Source organism: Cloacibacterium sp. DMC96 (assembly GCF_056313765.1).
This window is the reverse complement of sequence record NZ_JBQUZQ010000001.1, coordinates 67,389-89,725: the sequence shown is the minus strand read 5'-3', so window position 1 is coordinate 89,725 and position 22,337 is coordinate 67,389. Positions and strand designations below refer to the sequence as shown.

The window sequence follows — 22,337 nt, the reverse complement described above, 5'->3', positions numbered from 1 at the left end:
AATCAAATAAAATCAACTATGAAGAAACTACTTTTCGGTGTATTTACACTCGGAACACTAATCGCTTGTAATTCAAACGACTCAACTGAAACACTAACAGAAAACACCAGCATTGCTTCTAGAAGAAGTTGCCCTTCTGAAAAATTAAGAGCAGAAAGATTAAAAAGCGACCCTAAACTCATGGCAAAATACATCGCCAATGAAGAAAAAGCCAACAAATTCGAACAAGCTCTAAAACTTGGAAGAATAAATGCTGATGGCTCTGTAGACATACCTGTAGTAGTAAATGTATTATACAGAACTACCGCAGAAAATGTTTCAGCTACAAGAATCGCTGAGCAAATTGCAGTTTTAAATGCAGACTTCGCTGGAACAAACACGGACGCTTCTAAAATCCCTACCGAATTTTCTTCACTCAAAGCAGGAGATACTAAAGTGAGATTTCACTTAATTAAAACGGTAAGAAAAGCTACCACTAAAACTTCTTGGAGCACTAATGACGCTATGAAAAAATCTTCTACTGGCGGAATTGATGCAACTTCACCAGCAAGTTATTTCAATATTTGGGTAGTAGGTTCTATGGGTGGAGTTTTAGGTTACGCTACTTTCCCAGAATCTGCTGGTACAGCTGTAGATGGTGTAGTAATTGCCGCTCCTTATTTCGGTAAAACCGGAGCTACTTCTCCATTCAATCTAGGAAGAACAGGCACTCACGAAGTAGGTCATTATTTAAATCTTCGTCACATTTGGGGAGACGCAACTTGCGGAAGTGATTTAGTATCTGATACACCAACCCAAACTAGTGCTAATTATGGTAAACCAACTTACCCTCTTTACAATACTTGTGGAGGCGTACAAAGATCTGTAATGTTTATGAACTATATGGATTATGTAGATGATGCAGCTATGTTCATGTTTTCGACTGGGCAAAAAGCTAGAATTCAGGCAACCGTTGCTTCTTCTGGACCAAGAGCTGGTTTAAGAGTTTACTAAACAACAATATTTATTAAAATACAATCCCAAGTCAAAATGACTTGGGATTTTCTTATCTATTTTTAAGAAGTATCCAACCAGTTCTGGTGTAATGTCCATCAATTTCCATTACATACCAATATGTTCCTGAAGGTAACAATCTACCATTATATAATCCATTCCAATTAAATTTTAAAACATCTTCGGCCGTGAAAACTTGAATGCCGAATTTATCAAAAATTTTAAGTTTCACATTAGAGAAAAACTCAATATTAGAAACCCTCCACACATCATTATAACCATCTTGATTAGGTGTAAAAGCATTTGGAATAAAAAGCACCGCCGAAGTTGCAACCGCTGTACAACTATTGGTTTGAGATTTTACATAAATCTGATAAATCCCAGCAGACAAATTTTTAAAAATATTAGAAGTTTGCCAATTTACATTGTCTAGAGAATATAAATATGGAGGATTCCCATTTTCTGCTAAAATTTCTAGAAAATTCTCCCCACTTTTCACTTGAGTAATTATCGGAGTAATACCAGGAGTTACATCAACTGTTTGAATAGCTACACAACCTTTACTATCGGTAAGTTTTACTGAATATTTTCCTGGACTTGAAATTTGCAGCGTCTGACTCACAACTGGTGGAATTGTTTGCCATTCTGCAATAAAACCGGCACCTACATCTAAAACAATATTTTCTCCATCACAAATAGAGGTATCTTTTAAAACAGTGGAAAATGGAGCTTGTAGAATTTTAACTTTTACTTCTGCTCTTTCACTTTCACAGCCATTTACCGTTTGCGTAACCCAAAAAGAAAAATCTCCAGCAATTGAATTATCAGGAATTGGCGCGATTGTATTCCCAATACCTCCTGTAGAAGTAGTATACCATTTCAAATCAGTTCCAACTGCTGACAAAGATGAAGCAATGGAATTTTGACAAAATTCATAACTTGAAACGATAGGAGCCGATGGATTATCAATAACATTAACTGTAATTTTCGCTCTCGCACTTTCACATCCATTAACCGTTTGAGTAATCCAAAAATCTTTAACTCCAACCACAGAAGTATCAATAATTGGAGTATTTACACTTCCTATCCCACCAGTTGCAGAAGTATACCAAAGTATATTATTTTCTGGAATCGTGAGAGTTGCGGTAGAATTTCTACAAAAACTAAAACTCCTATTGCTTGGCGCATTAGGATACCCATTGATTTTCACCGTAGAAATACCAGACATTACCCTACAAGAAGTCAAATTTATATTAGTAGATTCACCTACAATAAATCTGAATTGATCATTATTCTGATAACTTCCTGCCGGAATGGTAATATTAGGATTACTTGTTGCGCCAGTTAAATTTGCCCAAGTATTTCCGCCATCTGTACTTTTTTGCCAAATGAAATTTACATTCTGAAAAGTATTAGAGCTCATTTGTGCAGTTAGGATAAAATTCTGTGAATTATCACAAACTCCAGTAGTGAAAAGATTTCCTAAAGTAGCAGTGATAGATGTAGATGGACCACATGGTGAAAAACTAATATCATCGATTGCCAAGTCATTTCCGTTTCCTCCAGGAGCATTATTAATTAAAACTACATCTACATCAGAGGAAGAAGGGTCTGATTTAAAATCTAAATAAAAGTTTTTCCAAACCTCTCCGTTTTCTTCTGTTAAAATTCCTGTAGAAATAGAACCTAAAATAGCTCCAGTAGTTGTACTTCTTACTTGAAAAGTTACATTGGGCTTAATCACATTCGCTCCTGCTCTGTGCAAATTAATAATCCAAGCAGAAAAACGGTAAACCTGATTAAAACAAAGATTAGAAACCCTTCTTCTATAAAATTCTCCTGGGCTATAATCTGCATTTACCACCAACATATTTCCATAAGTTCCAGACGGATCATTGGTATGATCTAATGATTTTTGCCAACCCCAAGGTGAATATTCTGTAGTATTAGCAATAGTATACTCACCATCTTTAGGAGCAAAAGTAGATGTATACGTGTAATTAGTTAATGCTGGAGAAACCAATGCTGGAGAAACCGTCTGATAAGAATTATTTACCCTACCAAAATCTTCTACGAAAATTGGAGCTCCGAAAGAACCTCCGCAGACTTGAGCATTTAACTTCCCAATAAAAACCAAACTAAAAATTAGTGAAAATTTAAAAAAATTTTTCCACGACATTATTGTCTTTTTTTGAGAAGATAAAATTAGGGATTTAAAATTAAAAATCCCGAAATATTTTCGGGATTAATTTATCGTTTTAGTTCCATTTATTAAGAAAGGAAAATCAAATTTAGAATCTGGGTCTGTAGTAAAATAGGTTTCATTCAAATTATTCACTACGAAGTAGAAGCCATTGTTATTTTTAACTTTACTCTGAGGCAAATGTGGTGCAAAATAAAAAAAGTTCGCTCCTTCATATTTAGTAGTCATTTTAAAATAATAATGACCGCTTGGTAAATTTAAATTTGGAATTTTAGCTTTTACACTATAAACCTGATGAGCTTCTGACAGAGAATTAGAATTATAAGCAATTCTATAAACATCTGTTGCCTGAGATTTCAAAAATAAATTAGTAGAAAAATCCCCAAATATTTTACGTGAGGTATTTAATCTTGGATCTCCATCATAAATTTCTAACATCACAGCATTCACTGGGAACACGTCTTCCTCTAATCCTTTAAAAAAATAAAAAGTAAATTCGTCTATATTCCAAGTTTCATTTACTGGAACTACAAAATCATCTCCTATGTAATGTCTCCTATTTTGAATAGTAGGATGTGTAAATGAATAAAAACCTAAGTTTATATACCCATTTTCAAGTTCACTCAAAGAAAATCCTGTAGGAGCTTGAACTCCAGTAGAACTTACCTTCCCAGTTACCAAAGAACCATTATCATAACTTAAAGAAGTAGTTGTAGAAGTACTCTGCAAACCGTCACTAGAACAACTGATTATAGAAAACACAATTAAATTGGAAAAAATTAGTTTTTTCATGGTATTTTTTTTCCAAATATAATAAAAACTCCGTATCCTATTTAGATTTTTTTGCTTTTATCATCATTTCCAGCATATCCCACATTTCTTGTGGAATTTGTTCTAGCATATTAAATTCTCCAGCACCTTGCAACCATTCTCCTCCATCGATGGTTACTACTTCTCCGTTAATGTACGCTGAATAATCAGAAACCAAATAAGCCGCTAAGTTTGCCAATTCTTGATGTTCTCCTACTCTTCTCAATGGTACTTTTTTTCTCATATCAAATTTTTCGGCTAAATCTCCCGGCAACAATCTTTCCCATGCTCCTTTTGTAGGAAATGGTCCCGGCGCAATTGCATTAAAACGAATATTATATTTCGCCCACTCTACAGCTAAACTCCTCGTCATCGCTAGAACTCCCGCTTTTGCACAAGCTGAAGGAACTACATAAGCAGAACCCGTCCAAGAATAAGTGGTAACAATATTAAGCACCGTTCCCGGAATTTTATTGTCTATCCAATATTTTCCTACAGAAAGTGTACAGTTTTTGGTTCCTTTCAAAACAATATCCAAAATAGAATCAAAAGCAGAATGCGTCAATCTTTCGGTAGGTGAAATAAAATTTCCCGCAGCATTATTGAGCAAAATATCTATTCTACCAAATTCTTTAATCGCAGCTTCTTTCATAGCTTCTACTTCGTCCCAATTTCTTACATCGCAAGAAACACAAAGTACTTTACCGCCAGTTTCTGCTTCTAATTCTGCGGCAGTTCCTTGTAATTTTTCTAAATTTCTAGAAGTTATCACTACTTTAGCTCCTAATTGAAGAAAATATTTAGTCATGGCTTTTCCCAAACCACTTCCACCACCAGTAACGATGGCTACTTTATCTTTTAATGCATTCTCTTGAAGCATAGGTTGTGTATACATATTCATGACAAGTCTTGTTTAAAATTAATGCTTAAAAGTAAGCATTTATAAAATTCCGAGAAAAAAATCTGTTATGTAAAGAAGATGATTCACAAAAAAGACCGCAAAATTGCGGTCTTTTCTATAAATATTTTGAAAATTTCTAGTATCCGAAAATTTCTTCTAAAGAAAGTTTTTTCACTTCTCCTAGTTTTTTCATATCGTCCATAGAAACTCTTTTTTCTGAAGCTACAATTGCATAAGTGTAAGGTTTTCCTGAGAAATAATTCTGGTGGAATTTCTTAACATCTGCCATCGTAATTTTATCTACCGTTTCATACATTTTCTTTCTAATGTCATCAGTAAGACCTAAATTTTTAGCATTCAAATAATTGTAAATGATACCATCTTGAGTAATTCTCTCTGTCTGAATATCTTTTTTCACTTGATTTTTAGCCAATTCTAAATTTTTAGGCAATTCTGGCATTTTGGTTAGCAATTCATTCATTGCAACCGTAGCATCATTAAATTTATCTGCTTGAGAACCTACATAACCTAATAAATAGTAATCTTGGTCTTTTTTCTGTGGTTGCACATAATATCCGTAAGTACTGTAAGCCAAAGCTTTACTTTCTCTAATCGTTTGGAATACTAAACTTCCCATACCTCCACCGAAATAGTTATTGAACACATTAACCATCGTAGTTTTTTCTGGGTTGTAAGTTTCTGTATTTCTAATCCATCTCGTTTCTGCCTGAACCATATCATAATCTGCAAAAAGCACTTGATTTTTAGCAGGAACTTCTTGTTTGAAAGTTTTTGCTGGAGCTGCTACTGCAAAATTTGCAGGAACTTGGTGCAATGTTTTCAACTGAGAAACAACGTTATAAACAGGAGTTGGTCCGTAATAAATTACCGTTTGCTCATAATTATTTAGGTTTTTAATTCTGTCTACTAATTCTTGAGCAGTTACCGCATTCAGTTCTTCATTGGTCAAAACATTATTGAATTTATTTTCTGAACCATAAAGCGCATAACTTGTTAAACCTTGTAAAATAGCACCTTTGTTGGCTTTAGCATCTTTTCTGGCTTTATTTAGTCTTGCTTTAAGTGCTGCCAAAGCTTTGTCATCTGCTTTTACATTTTTTACCACTTCTTCGTACAATTTCACTGCATTTTCGAAGTTTTCTTGTAAACCTTCGATATTTACCGTAGTGTATTCTTCTCCTGTAGAAACATTGAAACTACATGCAATTTTGTAGAATGCTTTAGAAATTTCTTCGGCAGTCATTTTATCAGTCCCTAAAAACTGAATGTATTGAGAAGCTAAACCTTGTTTTTTATCATTCAAAGAACCGATTTTGTAACGGTAGCTTAATCTGAAAATATCATTGTCTTTATTCGGAACGTAAAGCACTTCTGCTTTTCCTAATTTAGATTTCTGAATATCTTTTTTGTAATCTAAGAAAACCGGTTTTGCAGCAGTTGCAGGCATTTCGTCAATCATTTTCACAAATGAAGATTGCTTATCTGCATTGGTTTCTACTGGTGTAATAGATGGTTTTTCAATTTTTACAGTTGCAGGAGATTCTCCTTTTCTTTTCAAAACAGCTACATAATTGTCACCAAAATATTTATTGGCAAAAGCTACGATGTCTTCTTTTTTAATTTTAGACAAATCATTTACATACGCAACTTGGTCTCTCCAATCTAATTCAGAAGTGAATGCATCCATCAAAACACTAGCTCTATCACCGTATTTTTCGGTTTCGTAGATTTTGTTTTTCTTGATGTTATTGATGATAGAAGTGATAAGTTGGTCATCAAAATTTCCTTTTTTAAGGTTTTCGATTTCATTTAATACTAAAGCTTTTACATCTTCTAAACTTTGACCAGAAGTTGGCGCAGCAGAAAGATATAAGATTCCGTAATCAATTAATGAATAGGTGAAAGCTGAAGCTCTCAATAATTTTTGTTTTTTAACCAAGTTCAAGTCTAATAAACCTGCTCTTCCATTGGTTAAAATTTGACCAACTAAGTCCGCTAACAAAGCATCCTTGTCTTTATTTCCAGGTAATCTGTAACCGATGGTTAAATTTTCCGCATCTGGACCTACAATTTCTTTTACAATTGGAGCTGTAATTGCATCTTCTGGTTGGAAAGTGTATTTATCAAATGGTTTTGGTTGCATGTAAGAAAACGCTTTGTCCACTTTTGCAATTACCTCGTCTGGATTAAAGTCACCAGAAAGAATGATTCCCATGTTATTAGGAACGTAATATTTATTAAAATACTTTCTGATTTCTATTAACGAAGGGTTTTTAAGGTGTTCTACTGTACCAATGGTGGTTTGTAAACCGTAGTTATGCTTTTGGAAAAGATTTGAGAATAAAGTTTCAGAAACTTTTCTTCCGTCATTATCTAGCGTTCTATTTTTTTCTTCGTAAACCGCTTCTAATTCAGTGTGGAAAATTCTCAAAACTGGATTTCTGAATCTTTCTGCTTGTACTGCTAAATATTTATCTAAAGAAGCACTAGGAACGTCATCTGTATAAACCGTTTGTTCAAAACTTGTAAAAGCATTGGTTCCTTGAGCTCCCATTGCAGACATCATTTTGTCGTACTCGTTTGCAATAGCATATTTTGCAGCAACTCCAGAAACTGAGTCTATTTTTTTATAAATCGCTTTTCTTTGAACTTCGTCTTTGGTAGAATTATACTGTTCGTATAATACGTCTATTTTTTCTAATTCTACTTTTTCTTTAGACCAATCTAATGAACCGTATTTATCAGTTCCTTTGAATAACATGTGCTCTAAATAATGCGCCAAACCAGTATTGGTAGCAGGATCTGTTTTACTTCCTGCTTTGATGGCAACATACGCTTGGATTCTAGGGTCCTTATTCGTAGGACTTAAAATAACTGTTAAACCATTCTTCAAAGTGTAAAAACGAGCTTTCGCAGGGTCATTGGTTACATATTTATAGGTGTAACCGCCACTCGAAGCTTCTTTCCACTGAAACTGGTTTTGGGCAAAAGCAACTACAGAAACTAAGACTGCAGCAAATGCCAAAGTAAGCTTTCTAATCATATTGAATTAATTTTTCTCTATTAGACGCAAAAAATGTAAAAATGTTTCTTAAACATTCATATTTTTTGAAAAGGGAGGATTTTATCTTTCAAAAAGCAATCTTTCTCCGTGTTTTTCAGGAGAAACTTTACCATTTTCGAAAGCGAGAAAACCATTAACGAAAGTATATGTAATTTCTGAATGAAAAGTCTCATTTTCTAGCGGACTCCAACCACATTTTGAAAGAATTTTTTCTTTTGAAACTGTAATTTCTTTATTTGGATTAATGAGTACCAAATCTGCTTTGTAACCTTCTTTTACATAACCTCTTTTTTCAATTTTAAATAAAATAGCAGGATTATGACACATTTTTTCAACTACTTTTTCTAAAGTAATCTTTCCTTTTTTGAAATATTCAAACATTACTGGTAAAGAATATTGAACCAAAGGTGCTCCTGAAGGACATTTCAAATATTTATTATCTTTCTCTTCCAAAGTATGTGGAGCATGATCGGTTGCAATAATATCAATTCTATCATCTAAAAGCGCTTCCCAAAGTCCGTTTTTATCTTTTTCTGTTTTCACGGCAGGATTCCATTTGATTAAAGAACCTTTGGTTTCATAATCTTCGTTGGTGAAATGAAGGTGATGCACACAAACTTCCGCAGTAATTTTTTTGTCTTTTAACGGAATATCATTTCGGAAAAGCTCCATTTCTTTTGCGGTAGAAAGATGATAAATATGCAATCTCGCTCCAGTTTTTTTTGCCAATTCAATTGCCTTTGAACTTGATATATAACAAGCTTCTTCGCTTCTTATGAGATGATGAAATTTTACAGGAATATCTTCTCCGTATTGCTCTTTATAGATTTCTGTATTTCTTCTGATGGTAGCTTCATCTTCGCAATGTACGCAAATCGGCATTTTCACTTGAGAGAAGATTTCTTCCAAAATTTCGGGCTTATCTACCAACATATTTCCTGTAGAAGAGCCTAAAAAAAGTTTAATGGCCGCTACATTTTTTGGATTGGTTTTCAGAACTTTTTCTAAATTATCATTGGTTCCACCCATTGAAAAGGAATAATTGGCGTAAGATTTCTCCGAAGCGATTTTATATTTTTCTTCTAAAAGTTCTTGCGTAACAGCGTTCGGAACGGTGTTCGGTTGTTCAATAAAACTGGTAACTCCACCTGCTATTGCGGCTTTTGATTCACTTTCTATATCGCCTTTATGCGTTAAACCAGGTTCACGAAAATGCACTTGGTCGTCTATCACACCTGGAATAAGAAAAGAATTTTTGGCGTCAATAATTTTATCTGCATTTTCTTCGGAAATAGTTGAGGAAATTTTTGCAATCAAATCATTTTCAATCAATACATCAGATTTAAAAATCTTTCCTTCATTTACGATTTGTGCGTTTTTGATTAAGGTTTTCATTTTGCTTTTAGATTTTTACAAATTTAATTTAACTTTTGAGGAAAGCCAAAGAAATTTAGTTTTTTAATACCCAATTAACACTTCAATAAATTGATTTCTAAAAATTGTAAAATCCAAAATATTAAATCTCAAATCTTATCTTTACTTTTGCAATCTAAAAACGCTAAAAAATTGTATAAAAAACTATTCGGACAGACTGCCATTTATGGCTTAAGTTCAGTATTAGTAAGGATTTTTCCTTTTCTTATCGCTCCTATCGTTACACGAGCATTTGGGCCAGCTGCATCTTCACCATTTGTAGATTGGTACTCTATTGCTGGAGTTATTACGGTTTTTTTAACACACGGAATGGAAACTTCGTTTTTTCGGTTTGCGCAAGAAGATGATATTGACAAAAAAACCTTAATCTCTACTACTGCACTTAGTATTCTTTCGGTTGGGTTCATTTATTTGATTTTAGGATATGTTTTCAGACAAGAATTAGCGAATGCTTTTGAAACGCCAGACCAAGTAAATTTTTTGGTTATTTTCTTATTCATTTTATCATTTGATGCTTTTTCTACCATTCCTTCAGCTGTTTTAAGATTAGAAGGGAGGCCAATCCAATACATGCTTTCTAAAGTAATCGGTTCATTGGTTTACTTTTTTCTAGTGGTATTTTTCATCAAATGGTTGCCTAAATTTCCAGAGGGAATTCTTGGGCTAAAATACAATCCAGAAATTGGGGTAGGTTACGTTTTTATTGCCAATTTGGTTCAGAGCATTGTGACTTTAGCGATTGTTGGCAAAGAGTTTGTGAATTTCAGCATCAAAAAATTTGATTTTCAACTTTGGAAAAGAATTATGAATTATTCTTGGCCAGTAATGATTGCAGGTTTGTCTGGAATTGTAAACCAAACCCTTGACAGACAGTTTCTTAAATACTTACTTCCTGATAAAGAAGCACGTCATCAGATTGGAGTTTATGGTGCTGTTTACAAAATCGCCACTTTTATTACGGTTTTCAGACAAGCTTATCAATTAGGAATTGAGCCTTATTTTTTCAGCAGTTTCAAAGATAAAAACAATCACAAAACTTATGCAGTTTTAATGGATGTTTTCGTAATTTGTAATTGCTTAATTTACATGGGGTTAATGGTAAACCTTCAATGGATTTCTGAAAAATATTTGAGAAATCCGCTTTATTATGAAGGCATAGAAATTATTCCGATGGTGATGTTAGGAGCTTTATTTTTAGGAATTTACCTGAATCTTTCTATTTGGTACAAACTTTCAGACCAAACTAGAGTTGGCTTGTATATTTCTATAATCGGAGCGGCTATTACTGTGCTCATTAATGTTCTTTTTATTCCAGAATATGGATATTGGGCAAGTGCAACTGCTGCATTAGTAACGTTTACGAGTATGATGGTAATTTCTTACATTTGGGGAAGAATAAAATATCCTATTCCTTATAACACCGGGAAAGTAATCCTTTATCTCGTCATTTCGGTTTCACTTTCTATGATTTCGTTTTACTATTTTAGAACCAATTATATTGTAGGAAACTTATTTTTAGCATTATTCATAGGTTTTGTAGCCTTTAAGGAACAAGCCATTATCAAAAGAATTTTAAAAAGATGACCATAAAAGTAATCAACAGATCAAAACACGCTTTACCAAAATACCAAACTGCACTTTCTGCAGGAATGGATTTATATGCGAATATTTCTGAACCCATCACGCTAAAATCTTTAGAGAGAAGATTAATCAGTACAGGATTATTTATTTCATTGCCAAAAGGTTACGAAGCACAAGTAAGACCTAGAAGTGGTCTTGCTCTAAAAAACGGAATCACCGTTCTGAATACTCCAGGAACAATAGACGCTGATTATCGTGGAGAAATTGGAGTAATTTTAGTAAATTTATCGGCCGAAGATTTCACCATAAATGATGGAGATAGAATTGCTCAAATGGTTATTGCTAAACACGAAACCGCAACTTGGGAAGAAGTAAACACTTTAGAAAAAACAGAACGCGGAGAAGGTGGTTTTGGCAGTTCAGGAGTCGCAAAAAAATAACAATTAAAAACACAAATAAATTTAAACCAAATTAAACTATGAAAATTATAGTTCCAATGGCAGGACGTGGTTCTAGATTAAGACCACACACACTTACCGTTCCTAAACCATTAATTCCTATTGCAGGAAAACCAATTGTACAAAGATTAGTAGAAGATATAGCAAAAGTAGCTGGCGAAAAAATAGATGAAATAGCATTTATCATAGGAGATTTCGGGCCAGAAGTTGAACAATCTTTAATAGAAATTGCAGAAAAACTAGGAGCAAAAGGAAGCGTTTATACACAAGACGAACCTCTAGGAACAGCTCACGCTATAAAATGTGCAGAACAATCAATGCAAGGAGACGTGGTAGTAGCATTTGCTGATACCCTTTTCCGCGCCGATTTTAAATTAGACACCAATTCTGATGGGGTAATTTGGGTAAAAAAAGTAGCTGATCCATCTGCTTTTGGAGTAGTTAAATTAGACGACTATGGTTTTATAACTGATTTTGTTGAAAAGCCAAAAACTTTTGTCTCAGATTTAGCCATCATTGGAATTTATTATTTCAAGTCTGCAGAAAAATTGATGGAAGAAATTAATTATATCATGAGTAATGATATAAAAGTAGGTGGCGAATATCAATTGACGACTGCTCTTGAAAATCTTCGTCAAAAAGGAGCTAAATTCTCTCTTGGGAAAGTAGATGATTGGATGGATTGTGGTAATAAAAATGCAACCGTAGAAACCAATGGTAAAATTCTTCAATACGAAAAAGAAGAATTTGCAAATTTCCCAGCATCGGCAGAAATAGAAAACAGTCTTATCATTCCGCCATGTTTTATCGGGGAAAATGTAAAAATTAAAAATTCTAAAATCGGGCCTTATGTTTCTTTAGGAAACGGAACTTGCGTAGAGAATTCTAATATCGAAAATTCTTTAATTCAAGAGAAAACAGTCATCAATCATGGTAATTTAAGCAACTCTATGATTGGTAGTAACGCACAGTACTTTGGCGTTTCTAGAGAAATTTCCTTAGGAGATTATTCGGTGCTAGATTTCTTATCAAAAGGAAATGATTAATCCACTATAAATCAAATAAATAACCAAACCACACAAAACATTTTGTGTGGTTTGGCGTTAAAATTGTAATGTTCTTATACAAGTAACATTTACAATCATAGAATATGAAAAATTATATACTTATCCTTATTTCATCATTAGCTTTATTATCTTGTAAAGCCAGAAAAACAGTAGAACAAACTCCTGTGATTACAGAGAATGTATCTTCTAACAAAGCTTTTTTTGAAAAAATAGCTAAAAAAGATGCTTTTGAAAGTTTAAAAATAACTAGCAAAGTCAATGCAGAGACAGACAGATTTATCCCTACTATTGATGGAACATTTTATATAGAAAATGACCAAAAAATTTGGGCAAATTTCTCTTTCCTTTTTATGTCTCAAGCAAGAGCCAATATTACACCTGCTGGAATCAAAGCCTACGAAAAGATAAATAAGACGTATATTGATTCTAATTTTGATTACATCAATAATCTTTTGAAAGTTAATTTCATAGATTACAGCGCTTTACAAAATTTACTTTTGGGTAAAACATTCATTCCTGTTAATGAAAAAGATTATACTTTTTTGCAAAATGAAAACGGTTATTTGCTAAATTCTGCTAAAAACCAAATCATCACCGTAAATGGTAAAACCAGTGAGTACAAAACTTCACTAGAATATTCTCCTGAATTGGCTTTGAAAAAGGTGTTTTTACAAGATATTAAAAACAATAATAGCCTAGAAGTAAGCTATAATGATTATGAAATTTTCGGTTCACAAAAACTCCCAAAAAGTGTTAAAATAATTATAAAAGCACAGAAAACAGACCAAATTTTAATAGAAAATACGAAATTTGAATTTTTGAAGATGGAAACTCCTTTTTCCATTCCTACTAATTATACAAAGACAGAAATTAAATGATGCATAAGAAACTGAGTTTATTATTAGGATTACTAGCCTTTAGCATTTTCTTTTCTCAACAAGGAAGAAAAGAACAACTGCAAAAACAAAATTCAGAGCTAAAAAAACAAATTGCTGCCATTAATGCTACTCTTGCAAAAGCTAGAGGAGAAGCAAAATTATCTCTTGCTTACCTTAATGATGTCAATAAAAAAATTGCGCTCCGAGAAAGAGTTTATAATAACACTCAGAAAGAGAAAAGATTCATAGAAGATGACATCTATCTCCGTCAGTTAGAAATCAATAAATTTAACCGTGAACTAAAAGTTCTTCGTAAAGAATATGCTGATATTCTAGTAAAAGCATATAAAAACAAAGGCGTACAAAACAAAGTTACTTTCATTCTTTCTTCCAGAGATTTAGGAGAAGCATTGAGAAGAGTTCAATACATCAAGCAATACGGAGAATATCAAGATAAAAAAGCAGCCGAGATTAATCAAAAAGCTAATCAGATCAAAAAATCTATTGGTTTAAAGCAAAAATCTGTAAAAGAGAAAGAAAACCTTCTTAATAAACAAAAACAAGAACTCGCTGTAATTCAAGTAGAAAGAAAACAAAAAGAAGTACTTCTAGAAGAATTTAAGAAAAACGAGGCAAAACTGGTTGCAGAACTTAGAACCAAGCAAGCGGAAAATAAAAAGGTAGAAAATGCCATCAGAAATCTCATCAATGAAGAGATAAAAGCGGCTAAAGCTAAAGCTGAAGCAGATAAAAAAGCAGAAGCAGAAAGAATAAGACTAGCAAAAATTGCAGCAGAAAAAGAAAAAGCAAAAATAGACGCTGAGAATAAAGCGAAAGCTGATGCTCTTGCTCTTGCGAAGAAAAAAGCAGAAGAAGAGGAAAGAAAAGCCGCAAAACTAGCTCGTGAAAAAGCGGAAGCAGAAAGAGTTGCCAAAGAAAAAAATGATGCAGAAAAAATAGCAAAAGCAGAAAAAGAGAAAAAAGAGTCTGAAGAAAAAGCAAATGCTGCTAAAGCAAAAGCTGATGAAGCTAGAAATGCATCAAAAGCATTAGCAGATAAAACAGATAAAGAAAAAGCAGCTGTAGAAGAGAAAAAAATGAAAGACTTCGGTGTGGGAGCAATTACCGCAGGAAGCAACTTCGCAGCGAATAAAGGAAAAATGTCTTTCCCTGTTCCTTCTGGTCAGGTTACCGAACGATTTGGTAGACAACCGCACCCAGTTTTCAAAGGAATTACTATTGAAAATAACGGAATAAAGGTGGTAGTTCCAAACGGAACGAGAGCAAGATGTGTATTCCCAGGTGTTGTGAGCAACATTTTGGTAAGTGGTGGCGCAAAAACTGTATTGGTTAAACATGGAGACTACTTCAGTATCTATGGAAACTTAGATAATGTAAACGTTGCCAAAAACCAACAAGTCTCTGCAGGAACCACCATTGGAAGCATTGGAACTGATTTTGATGGGAATTTCGCCCTCGATTTTCAAATTTGGAATGGAGCCAATCCAGTTAATCCATTAGATTGGGTTTCGTATTAAAAAATCCTTACATTTGTAAAAAATTTTCAAAAATGATTTCACCAATTATTATACTATCACTTTCTTGGCAACATATGCTAATTGTTGCTGTAGTACTTTTATTACTTTTTGGGGGTAAAAAAATCCCTGAATTAATGAGAGGAGTTGGTAGCGGAATTAAAGAATTTAAAGACGCTGTAAAAGAAGACGAAAAAAAACCAGAAGATAAATCTCAAAACCCTTCTTAACATGTCTTTTACCGAACACGCTTGGAATATCTTCAACAAATCTGTTGAAGATTATCATTTACATGATAACGTAGACTTTCCTATAAATAATCCATTCGAAAATGGCAGTTTGGAACATCTTTTGTATACTAAGAATTGGATAGATACCGTACAATGGCATTTAGAAGATATCATTAGAGACGAAAATATTGATCCGGTAGAAGCTCTACAATTGAAAAGAACAATTGATGCTTCTAACCAAAAAAGAACTGATTTGGTGGAATATATTGACAGTTATTTTTTCCAAAAATATCAAAATATTACGCCTAAACCAGAAGCTAAAATCAATACAGAAACAGTAGCTTGGGCAATTGATAGATTTTCAATTCTTGTTTTGAAAGTGTACCACATGAACCAAGAAGCTACTAGAGAATCTGCCACAGAAGAACATAGAGCAAAGTGTACAGAAAAGCTCAATGTACTTCTAGAGCAGAAAGAAGATTTAAGCCAAGCGATTGATCAATTACTTTTAGATATAGAAAACGGCGATGTTAAGATGAAGGTATACAAACAAATGAAGATGTATAATGACGAAAGTCTTAACCCTATCCTTTATCAAAAATCTAATTCATAAAAATGAGAAATACAATAAATTTACTTTTCGCCTTGCTTCTATTGACTTCGTGCTCGGTAGAAAAAGTAAATTTATCTCCTTTGTCTAATAGTTTTTCAAGTTATTCTACCCAAACTAGCTTTTCTGAAGAGACTTATAAATCTATGGAAAGGGTGAATTATCTCTCAGAAATCACCAATACACTTACAGAATTTCCAGTTTTTAAAAATCAAAAACTCAATGCAGAAATTTATAAAATGAAACTGCATATTTCTGATTACATTTATTCTATCAAACAGAATAACAAAGCGGAACAAACTAAGGCTTATAACAACTACACCAATTCTTATAAAACAATTCAGACGCTGAAAACAAATCTTCCAAAAGACGATTTAGAATTACTGAATAGATATTTGGCTAAAATCAAAACAAACATTAGTCTTATAGATTCTTTCGATAGTACAGAATCTAAGTAAATCTTATCTTTACATAAAAAATTAGATGATAACATTACAGGCAGAATCATTAGTTCCTACCGATTTTGGAAACTTTAGAGTAATGGCTTTTTCGGATAGTGAAAAAGACTGGATGCCTCATATCGCTTTGGTTGCAGAAAACACAGATTTTTCTAAACCTATCAATGTTCGTTTTCACTCAGAATGTATTACTGGAGAAGTTTTCCATTCTAAAAAATGTGAATGCGGTCAGCAATTAGATGCAGCCATGAAATTTATTCAAGAAAACGGAGGCATCATCGTTTATCTTCGTCAAGAAGGTAGAAACATTGGCATTATCAATAAGCTTAAAGCTTACGCATTACAAGAAAAAGGACTAGATACCGTTCAAGCGAATCTTCAATTAGGTCTTCCTGCAGATGATAGAGATTTTAATGTAGCGATTGAAATTTTAAAATTATTAGACGTAAAAGAAATCAATCTTTTAACGAATAATCCTGATAAAATTAAATTTGTAGAAAACAGTGAAATTCATCTCAACAAAAGAATTCCACTTCAGATGGAAGCCAATGAAAACAGCAAAGAATATCTGAAAACCAAAAAAGAATATTTCGGGCATCTTCTAGATGACGAAACAGAAAAATAAAAAAAACGCTTCGAGAATTTCGAAGCGTTTTTTTAGTATCTATTTGAAATTATTTAAAGTTTAATTCCACTTTCTAGAGCCAGAGTCATCATGGTTCTAAGAGCAGTTTCTCTTTGGTCAGCAGAAATTTCTTCACCTGTTGGAATAATATCTGAAACCGTCAAAATCGTTGCTGCATTTTTCCCTAAATATTTAGCATTAGCAAAAAGTGCGAAAGCTTCCATTTCTACTGCTGGACAATTATATTTCTCTGCAATGGCAGGAATTCCTGGTGTCTTTCTGTAGAAAACATCACTGGTGTGAATATTTGCCGCTTTAGTTTCAAGAGCTAATTCTTTAGCCGTTTCATTAATTACGTCAAAAGCTTTTCCTTGGTGATACATGATTTCTTCATCCATTTCCCAAGCAAATTTAGCATAAGTAGATTCACTTGCTGCTCCATCTACATTAATCAGGTCAAAAACATTAAGATCTGTAGTATAACCACCACAAGTCCCAATTCTGATAATGGTATCTACATCATATTCTGTAAATAATTCGTAAGAATAAATCCCAATACTTGGCACTCCCATTCCACTTGCTCCTACAGAAATTTCTTTTCCTTTATACAAACCTGTAAAATAAAAAATATTTCTAGTCTTGCTTACCAATCTTACATCTTCTAGAAAATTATCTGCTATGTATTTAGCTCTTAAAGGATCTCCTGGCTGTAATACCGTTTTTGCAATTTCGCCTTTTTTGGCACTGATGTGAACACTCATAATTTTAATTTTAAAAGGACAACAAAGGTAAGAACTTTTTGTGGGAAAAAAATCTGATTTTTATTACCCAACAAAAAATCCCAGCAATTCATTTTGCTAGGATTTCTTTTTTGTGAAAAATTAATATATGGATGGTTTTGAATGATTTAGTGATTATTTTGGTTCTTTTAAGTTAAAATATTTCACTACTGCATTATAATCCTCGTAATTTACCTGAGCAGCAGTTCTATTCGCTCTAGAAGCTGGAACCAGTACAATTCTAAAAGTTTGATTGTTGAGATAAGTAGCTCTTTCTGTACTGGTCATTGTAGATTGGTCAAAATTAGCTTCTGTTCTTACTTGAACTCTTTTTGTATCAAAAATAAAGTTGTAATCTAATTCTCTGTTATCGCTCAAGTAAAAAGTTTTAGGTAAAAGTTGCCAAATTGCACTTGCTGAACTGTTAGAATTGATATTTCTATACACTAAAACTACATCAGAAGAAGGAATATCAATCGCTTGATCTAAGGCATAATTATTAGTAGAACTAAAAGTTCCCGTTACATCCTTCATCATAGGATACGTATCATTATCTTGAATATCTCTATCTACTACTTCGTTCATTTCGCAGCTCATCATCAATAATCCTCCGAAAATCGCAAGAACCATTAAAGTAAAATATTTTTTCATATCAGTAATTATTTGTTGATTAATGGTTTTTACATTCCAAGTTGCGTGCCAAAATAAATTTTTAACTTTATTGTTTAATTTTCATCAAAGAATCAAAGCATTTAAAATGAAAAACACAATCATCGCTTTCTTATTGATTTTCAGCATAAAACTATTCGCTCAAACCGAAAAATTTTACCAAATTAATGGAGTAGAAAGAAAAGCAATTTTTTTTGAGCCAAAAATAAATTCAGAAAAAATTCCAGTGGTTTTTGTTTTTCATGGACATGGTGGGAATGCGAAACACGCCAGTAGAAATCTTAATTTTCATCAAAATTTCCCCGAAGCGTTAGTCATTTATATGCAAGGAATTCCCGGAGTTACCAATTCTATCGTAGACAAAGAAGGAAAATACAACGGTTGGCAAATGAATCCAGACGAATTACAAAACCGAGATGTGAAGTTTTTTGATGAAGTTTTTTCTCAAATTTCTAAAAATTACAACATTGATTTAGACAGAATTTATGCAGTAGGACATTCTAATGGGGCTAGGTTTGTAAATGTTTTATGGAAAATGCGACCAGAAAAATTTGCCGCTTTCGTTACCGTTGCTGGTCCCGGCGGAAATTGGCTAAAATCTGCACCACAAAAATCTGTTTGGATCAGTTTTGGAAAAAATGATAAAATTGTGCCTTATAAAATTCAGAAATTCTCTTCCAAGCAATATCTAAAATTCTTTGAAGCCAATGAAAACACAGCACAAACAGAAGGCGAAATAACAACTTATCAAACTTCTGAAAATAAAGAAATCATCATAGAAGACCGAAATGCAGGACACGAATTTCCGCAAAATTCTATTCCAAAAATGGTAGAATTTTTGAAAAGAAATCACAGATAATTGGTTCAAAAACGCTAAATTCCGAGCATATTCTTAAATTTTAATGATTTAAAATTTTAGAAATATATTATTTCTATAGCAATCACAAAAATATGTTTGTATTTTTGTTGAATAACATTGCTTTTATGAAATTCATCAAAAATATATTCACTTATTTATTCATTTTAATTTTCGCCAATCTTTCGGCACAATATTTCCCCAAAAACGCTCCAAAAAATTTAGAGCAAAAAGCCGAAAAATATGCTGATTCTCTGTATCAACAATTGTCTTTAGACGAAAAAATCGGGCAATTATACATTGTAGCTTTATACAATAATCGTGGAGAAGAAGAAATTCAGAAAATTAGAAATCTCGTAGAAAAAGAAAAAATTGGTGGATTGATTCTCATGCAAGACAACGCTGAAAAACACATCCAATTGCTGAATGAATTTCAAGGAAAATCTAGAGTAAAAATGATGATTGGCATTGATGGAGAATGGGGATTGTTCCAAAGATTTCCTGCCGCACATAAATTTCCTTGGGCAATGACTTTAGGAGCTATTCAAGACAACTCTCTCATTTATGAAATGACTTCTAAAATTGCTGAAGATTGTAAAAGAATGGGTATTTATTGGGATTTCGCGCCAGTTGTAGATGTAAATACCAATCCTGCAAATCCTATTATTGGCAACAGAAGTTTCGGTTCAGACATCAATAATGTGATTGCCAAAGGTTTGGCTTATGCACAAGGTTTGCAAGATAATGGCGTTCTCGCTTCTATGAAACATTTCCCTGGTCATGGCGATACAGATACAGATTCTCATTTAGATTTACCAGTGGTTTCGCACAATTTGGAGCGACTCAATTCTGTAGAATTAGCTCCTTTCAAAGCACTTTTGGATAAAAAAATTGGTGGCGTAATGGTGGCACATTTGTACGTTCCAGCTTTAGAAAAACAATCGGGAATTCCCGCTTCAGTTTCTTATGAAGTCATTACCAATTTGCTCAAAAACTCTTATCAATATAATGGTTTAATCATTACCGATGCTTTGAATATGAATGCTGTAGCGAAAAAATTTCCTGCAGGTGAATTAGATTTGAGAGCTTTCAAAGCGGGAAATGACATTATGCTTTTTTCCCAAGACGTTCCAAACGGAAAAGCATTGATAAAATCAGCTTTAGAAAAAGGTGAAATTTCTGAAAACCGTCTCGCAGAAAGTGTAAAGAAAATTCTGAAAACCAAATATTTATTAGGACTTCAAAATTTAAAATCCATAAATTCTGAAAACATTAAAGAAGATTTAAACAACGCTTCTCACGCAGAACTTTCAGAAAAATTATATTCCAACGCAATAACTTTGTTGAAAGACGAAAAAAATCTTTTGCCTTTAAGTTGTAGCGAAACCTATTATTATCTTCCTTTGGAAGAAGCGCCGTTTCAAACTTTTGTAGAAAATTTGAATTTAGGGACTACAGTAAAGCTCATTTCAAAAACTGAAATTGCTCAAATTCCAGAAAACTCTACAGTGATTATTGGGTTTCACAAAGACAATTCTACGGCGTATAAACCGTATAAAATTTCGCAGGAAAGCAAAGATATTTTGGCGGAATTAAGCAAAAAACAGAATGTGATTTTAGATGTTTTTGGTTCGCCTTACGCTTTGAAAGATATTGATATCACTAAAATTTCTACGGTTTTGGTAAGTTATGAAAACAATGATTTATCGATGAAAGCATCTGCAAAAGCACTTTTAGGAAAAACAAAAATTTCTGGAAAGTTACCTGTAATTGTCAATGAAAATTTGAAAGCAGGAAGCGGAATTGAGAAATAATTTTAATATTTTTATAAAAAACTTATAATAAAGATAAAGCATCATCTTTGTCATTCCGAAGGAAACCTAATGAAATGGTTCGACGAAGTCAATCTAAATAATTTTGTAGAGATGCTTTCAGCATGACAAACTAAATAAAATAATCGAAACGGAAAACTTCGTTTCACAAAAAATAAAATGAAAATAGGAATCCTTTGTTATCCAACATACGGTGGTAGCGGTATCGTAGCCACAGAACTCGGAATGTCTCTTGCAAAAAAAGGCTATGAAGTGCACTTCATTTCATCTGAATTGCCTGCAAGATTAGACATGACAGACCCTAACATTTTCTTCCACAAAGTAAATGTACAAACCTATCCTTTGTTCAAACATCAACCGTTTGATATTGCACTTTCTTCCACAATTTATCAAGTGGTGAAATTGTATAAATTAGATATTTTACATGCGCATTACGCCATTCCTTATGCTTATGCTGCTTTTTTCGCGAAGCAAATGCTAAAAGAAGAAAATGCTGATATTCCGTTAGTTACAACACTTCACGGAACAGACATCACTTTGGTTGGTCAACACCCAAGTTACAAACATGCGGTAGAATTTTCTATCAACCAATCAGATAAAATCACTACGGTTTCTGAAAGTTTGAAAAGTGATACTTTGAAATTTTTTAAAATCACCAAAGAGATTGAAGTAATCACCAATTTCATCGACAATACGGAATTTGAAGATTTAAAAACTTGCCAAAGAAATCATTTTGCCAATGAAGATGAAAAAATTCTAATTCACGTTTCCAATCTTCGTCCTGTTAAGAGAATTAAAGATGTTTTAGACATTTTCAACAAAGTTGAAAAATCCGTAAAATCTAAATTATTGATTTTGGGAGACGGTCCAGATGTAGAAGTCATCAATGAATTTATCAATGAAAATCCGCACCTCATCAATAAAATTAAACTCCTAGGAAAAGTAGATAATTTATACCAAATTTTGAAGTTTGCAGATGTATTTTTATTGCCTTCTGAACAAGAAAGTTTCGGTTTGGCAGCATTAGAAGCAATGGCTGCAGAAACGCCAGTAATTTCGAGTAATGCAGGTGGAATCCCAGAGGTGAATATTCAAGGAGAAACTGGATTTTTAGCAGAAGTAGGAAATGTAGAAGCCATGGCAAGTTATGCAATAAAATTGCTTTCAGACGATAAACTTCTCGCAGAAATTAAGAAAAAAGCTAAAGCAAGAGCATTGGAATTTGACTTGGTCAATATTCTTCCGATTTATGAAAAAATGTATGAAGAAACACTAGCAGAATTTCATAAAATGGCTTAATAATCATTCTCGCAGATTTACTTTTTGTAGAATC

Annotated in this window: 20 protein-coding genes; 13 read left to right on the top strand and 7 right to left on the bottom strand. The window is 33.0% G+C overall.

Annotated elements, in window-relative coordinates:
- The first annotated feature begins 18 nt into the window (after nt 1-18).
- On the top strand, nt 19-993 hold the full coding sequence (locus ACT53I_RS00395; RefSeq protein ID WP_476077943.1) for a zinc metalloprotease: 975 nt from the start codon (nt 19-21) through the stop codon (nt 991-993).
- A 52-nt stretch (nt 994-1,045) separates the two neighbouring features.
- On the opposite strand, the gene ACT53I_RS00390 is transcribed toward ACT53I_RS00395, so the two are convergent.
- From ACT53I_RS00390 to ACT53I_RS00370, 5 genes are all read right to left on the bottom strand, one after another.
- A complete protein-coding gene (locus ACT53I_RS00390; protein ID WP_476077942.1) occupies nt 1,046-3,172 on the bottom strand; it encodes a T9SS type B sorting domain-containing protein in 2,127 nt (708 codons plus the stop codon).
- Between the two features lie 66 nt (nt 3,173-3,238).
- Nucleotides 3,239-3,988, bottom strand: a complete 750-nt coding sequence (locus ACT53I_RS00385) for a hypothetical protein (protein ID WP_476077941.1) — start codon at nt 3,986-3,988, stop codon at nt 3,239-3,241.
- Nucleotides 3,989-4,025: 37 nt separating this feature from the next.
- The gene (locus ACT53I_RS00380; protein WP_274779994.1) at nt 4,026-4,907 is read right to left on the bottom strand and encodes an SDR family oxidoreductase; all 882 of its coding nucleotides are present in this window, start codon (nt 4,905-4,907) and stop codon (nt 4,026-4,028) included.
- A gap of 136 nt (nt 4,908-5,043) precedes the next feature.
- On the bottom strand, nt 5,044-7,971 hold the full coding sequence (locus tag ACT53I_RS00375) for a M16 family metallopeptidase (protein WP_476077940.1): 2,928 nt from the start codon (nt 7,969-7,971) through the stop codon (nt 5,044-5,046).
- Nucleotides 7,972-8,052: 81 nt separating this feature from the next.
- A complete protein-coding gene (locus ACT53I_RS00370) occupies nt 8,053-9,387 on the bottom strand; it encodes a dihydroorotase (RefSeq protein ID WP_476077939.1) in 1,335 nt (444 codons plus the stop codon).
- Between the two features lie 171 nt (nt 9,388-9,558).
- Here ACT53I_RS00370 and ACT53I_RS00365 point away from each other — a divergent pair, with 171 nt between their 5' ends.
- From ACT53I_RS00365 to ribA, 9 genes are all read left to right on the top strand, one after another.
- A complete protein-coding gene (locus ACT53I_RS00365) occupies nt 9,559-11,010 on the top strand; it encodes a lipopolysaccharide biosynthesis protein (protein WP_476077938.1) in 1,452 nt (483 codons plus the stop codon).
- Nucleotides 11,007-11,447: a dUTP diphosphatase gene (gene dut / locus ACT53I_RS00360; RefSeq protein WP_476077937.1), complete on the top strand. Its 441-nt coding sequence runs from the start codon at nt 11,007-11,009 to the stop codon at nt 11,445-11,447. The genes ACT53I_RS00365 and dut overlap by 4 nt, the downstream gene beginning before the upstream one ends.
- A gap of 38 nt (nt 11,448-11,485) precedes the next feature.
- Complete coding sequence (locus tag ACT53I_RS00355; RefSeq protein ID WP_476077936.1) at nt 11,486-12,511, top strand: sugar phosphate nucleotidyltransferase; 1,026 nt, start codon at nt 11,486-11,488, stop codon at nt 12,509-12,511.
- 104 nt (nt 12,512-12,615) lie between these two features.
- A complete protein-coding gene (gene lolB1, locus ACT53I_RS00350) occupies nt 12,616-13,410 on the top strand; it encodes a lipoprotein insertase outer membrane protein LolB1 (protein ID WP_476077935.1) in 795 nt (264 codons plus the stop codon).
- Nucleotides 13,407-14,948, top strand: coding sequence for a murein hydrolase activator EnvC family protein (locus ACT53I_RS00345; RefSeq protein WP_476077934.1), 1,542 nt, complete (start codon nt 13,407-13,409; stop codon nt 14,946-14,948). The genes lolB1 and ACT53I_RS00345 overlap by 4 nt, the downstream gene beginning before the upstream one ends.
- Nucleotides 14,949-14,980: 32 nt before the next feature.
- Nucleotides 14,981-15,175 carry a twin-arginine translocase TatA/TatE family subunit gene (locus ACT53I_RS00340; RefSeq protein ID WP_104794158.1) on the top strand — a complete coding sequence of 65 codons (195 nt, stop codon included), beginning with the start codon at nt 14,981-14,983 and terminating at the stop codon, nt 15,173-15,175.
- A gap of 1 nt (nt 15,176) precedes the next feature.
- The gene (locus ACT53I_RS00335) at nt 15,177-15,788 is read left to right on the top strand and encodes a DUF4254 domain-containing protein (RefSeq protein ID WP_476077933.1); all 612 of its coding nucleotides are present in this window, start codon (nt 15,177-15,179) and stop codon (nt 15,786-15,788) included.
- A gap of 2 nt (nt 15,789-15,790) precedes the next feature.
- On the top strand, nt 15,791-16,243 hold the full coding sequence (locus ACT53I_RS00330) for a hypothetical protein (protein ID WP_476077932.1): 453 nt from the start codon (nt 15,791-15,793) through the stop codon (nt 16,241-16,243).
- A gap of 25 nt (nt 16,244-16,268) precedes the next feature.
- Complete coding sequence (ribA, locus tag ACT53I_RS00325; protein ID WP_069800620.1) at nt 16,269-16,868, top strand: GTP cyclohydrolase II; 600 nt, start codon at nt 16,269-16,271, stop codon at nt 16,866-16,868.
- Between the two features lie 53 nt (nt 16,869-16,921).
- Here the strand turns inward: ribA and deoD are convergent, their stop codons facing one another.
- Nucleotides 16,922-17,629, bottom strand: coding sequence for a purine-nucleoside phosphorylase (deoD, locus tag ACT53I_RS00320; RefSeq protein ID WP_476077931.1), 708 nt, complete (start codon nt 17,627-17,629; stop codon nt 16,922-16,924).
- 153 nt (nt 17,630-17,782) lie between these two features.
- Nucleotides 17,783-18,298 (bottom strand): hypothetical protein, encoded by a 516-nt coding sequence (locus ACT53I_RS00315; protein ID WP_476077930.1) that lies wholly within the window; start codon nt 18,296-18,298, stop codon nt 17,783-17,785.
- A 106-nt stretch (nt 18,299-18,404) separates the two neighbouring features.
- On the opposite strand from ACT53I_RS00315, the gene ACT53I_RS00310 reads away from it, so the two are divergent.
- From ACT53I_RS00310 to bshA, 3 genes are all read left to right on the top strand, one after another.
- Nucleotides 18,405-19,175, top strand: coding sequence for a CE1 family esterase (locus tag ACT53I_RS00310; RefSeq protein WP_476077929.1), 771 nt, complete (start codon nt 18,405-18,407; stop codon nt 19,173-19,175).
- Between the two features lie 125 nt (nt 19,176-19,300).
- Nucleotides 19,301-20,986, top strand: a complete 1,686-nt coding sequence (locus ACT53I_RS00305; RefSeq protein ID WP_476077928.1) for a glycoside hydrolase family 3 protein — start codon at nt 19,301-19,303, stop codon at nt 20,984-20,986.
- A gap of 177 nt (nt 20,987-21,163) precedes the next feature.
- Nucleotides 21,164-22,303 (top strand): N-acetyl-alpha-D-glucosaminyl L-malate synthase BshA, encoded by a 1,140-nt coding sequence (gene bshA / locus ACT53I_RS00300; protein WP_476077927.1) that lies wholly within the window; start codon nt 21,164-21,166, stop codon nt 22,301-22,303.
- Nucleotides 22,304-22,337 lie beyond the last annotated feature (34 nt).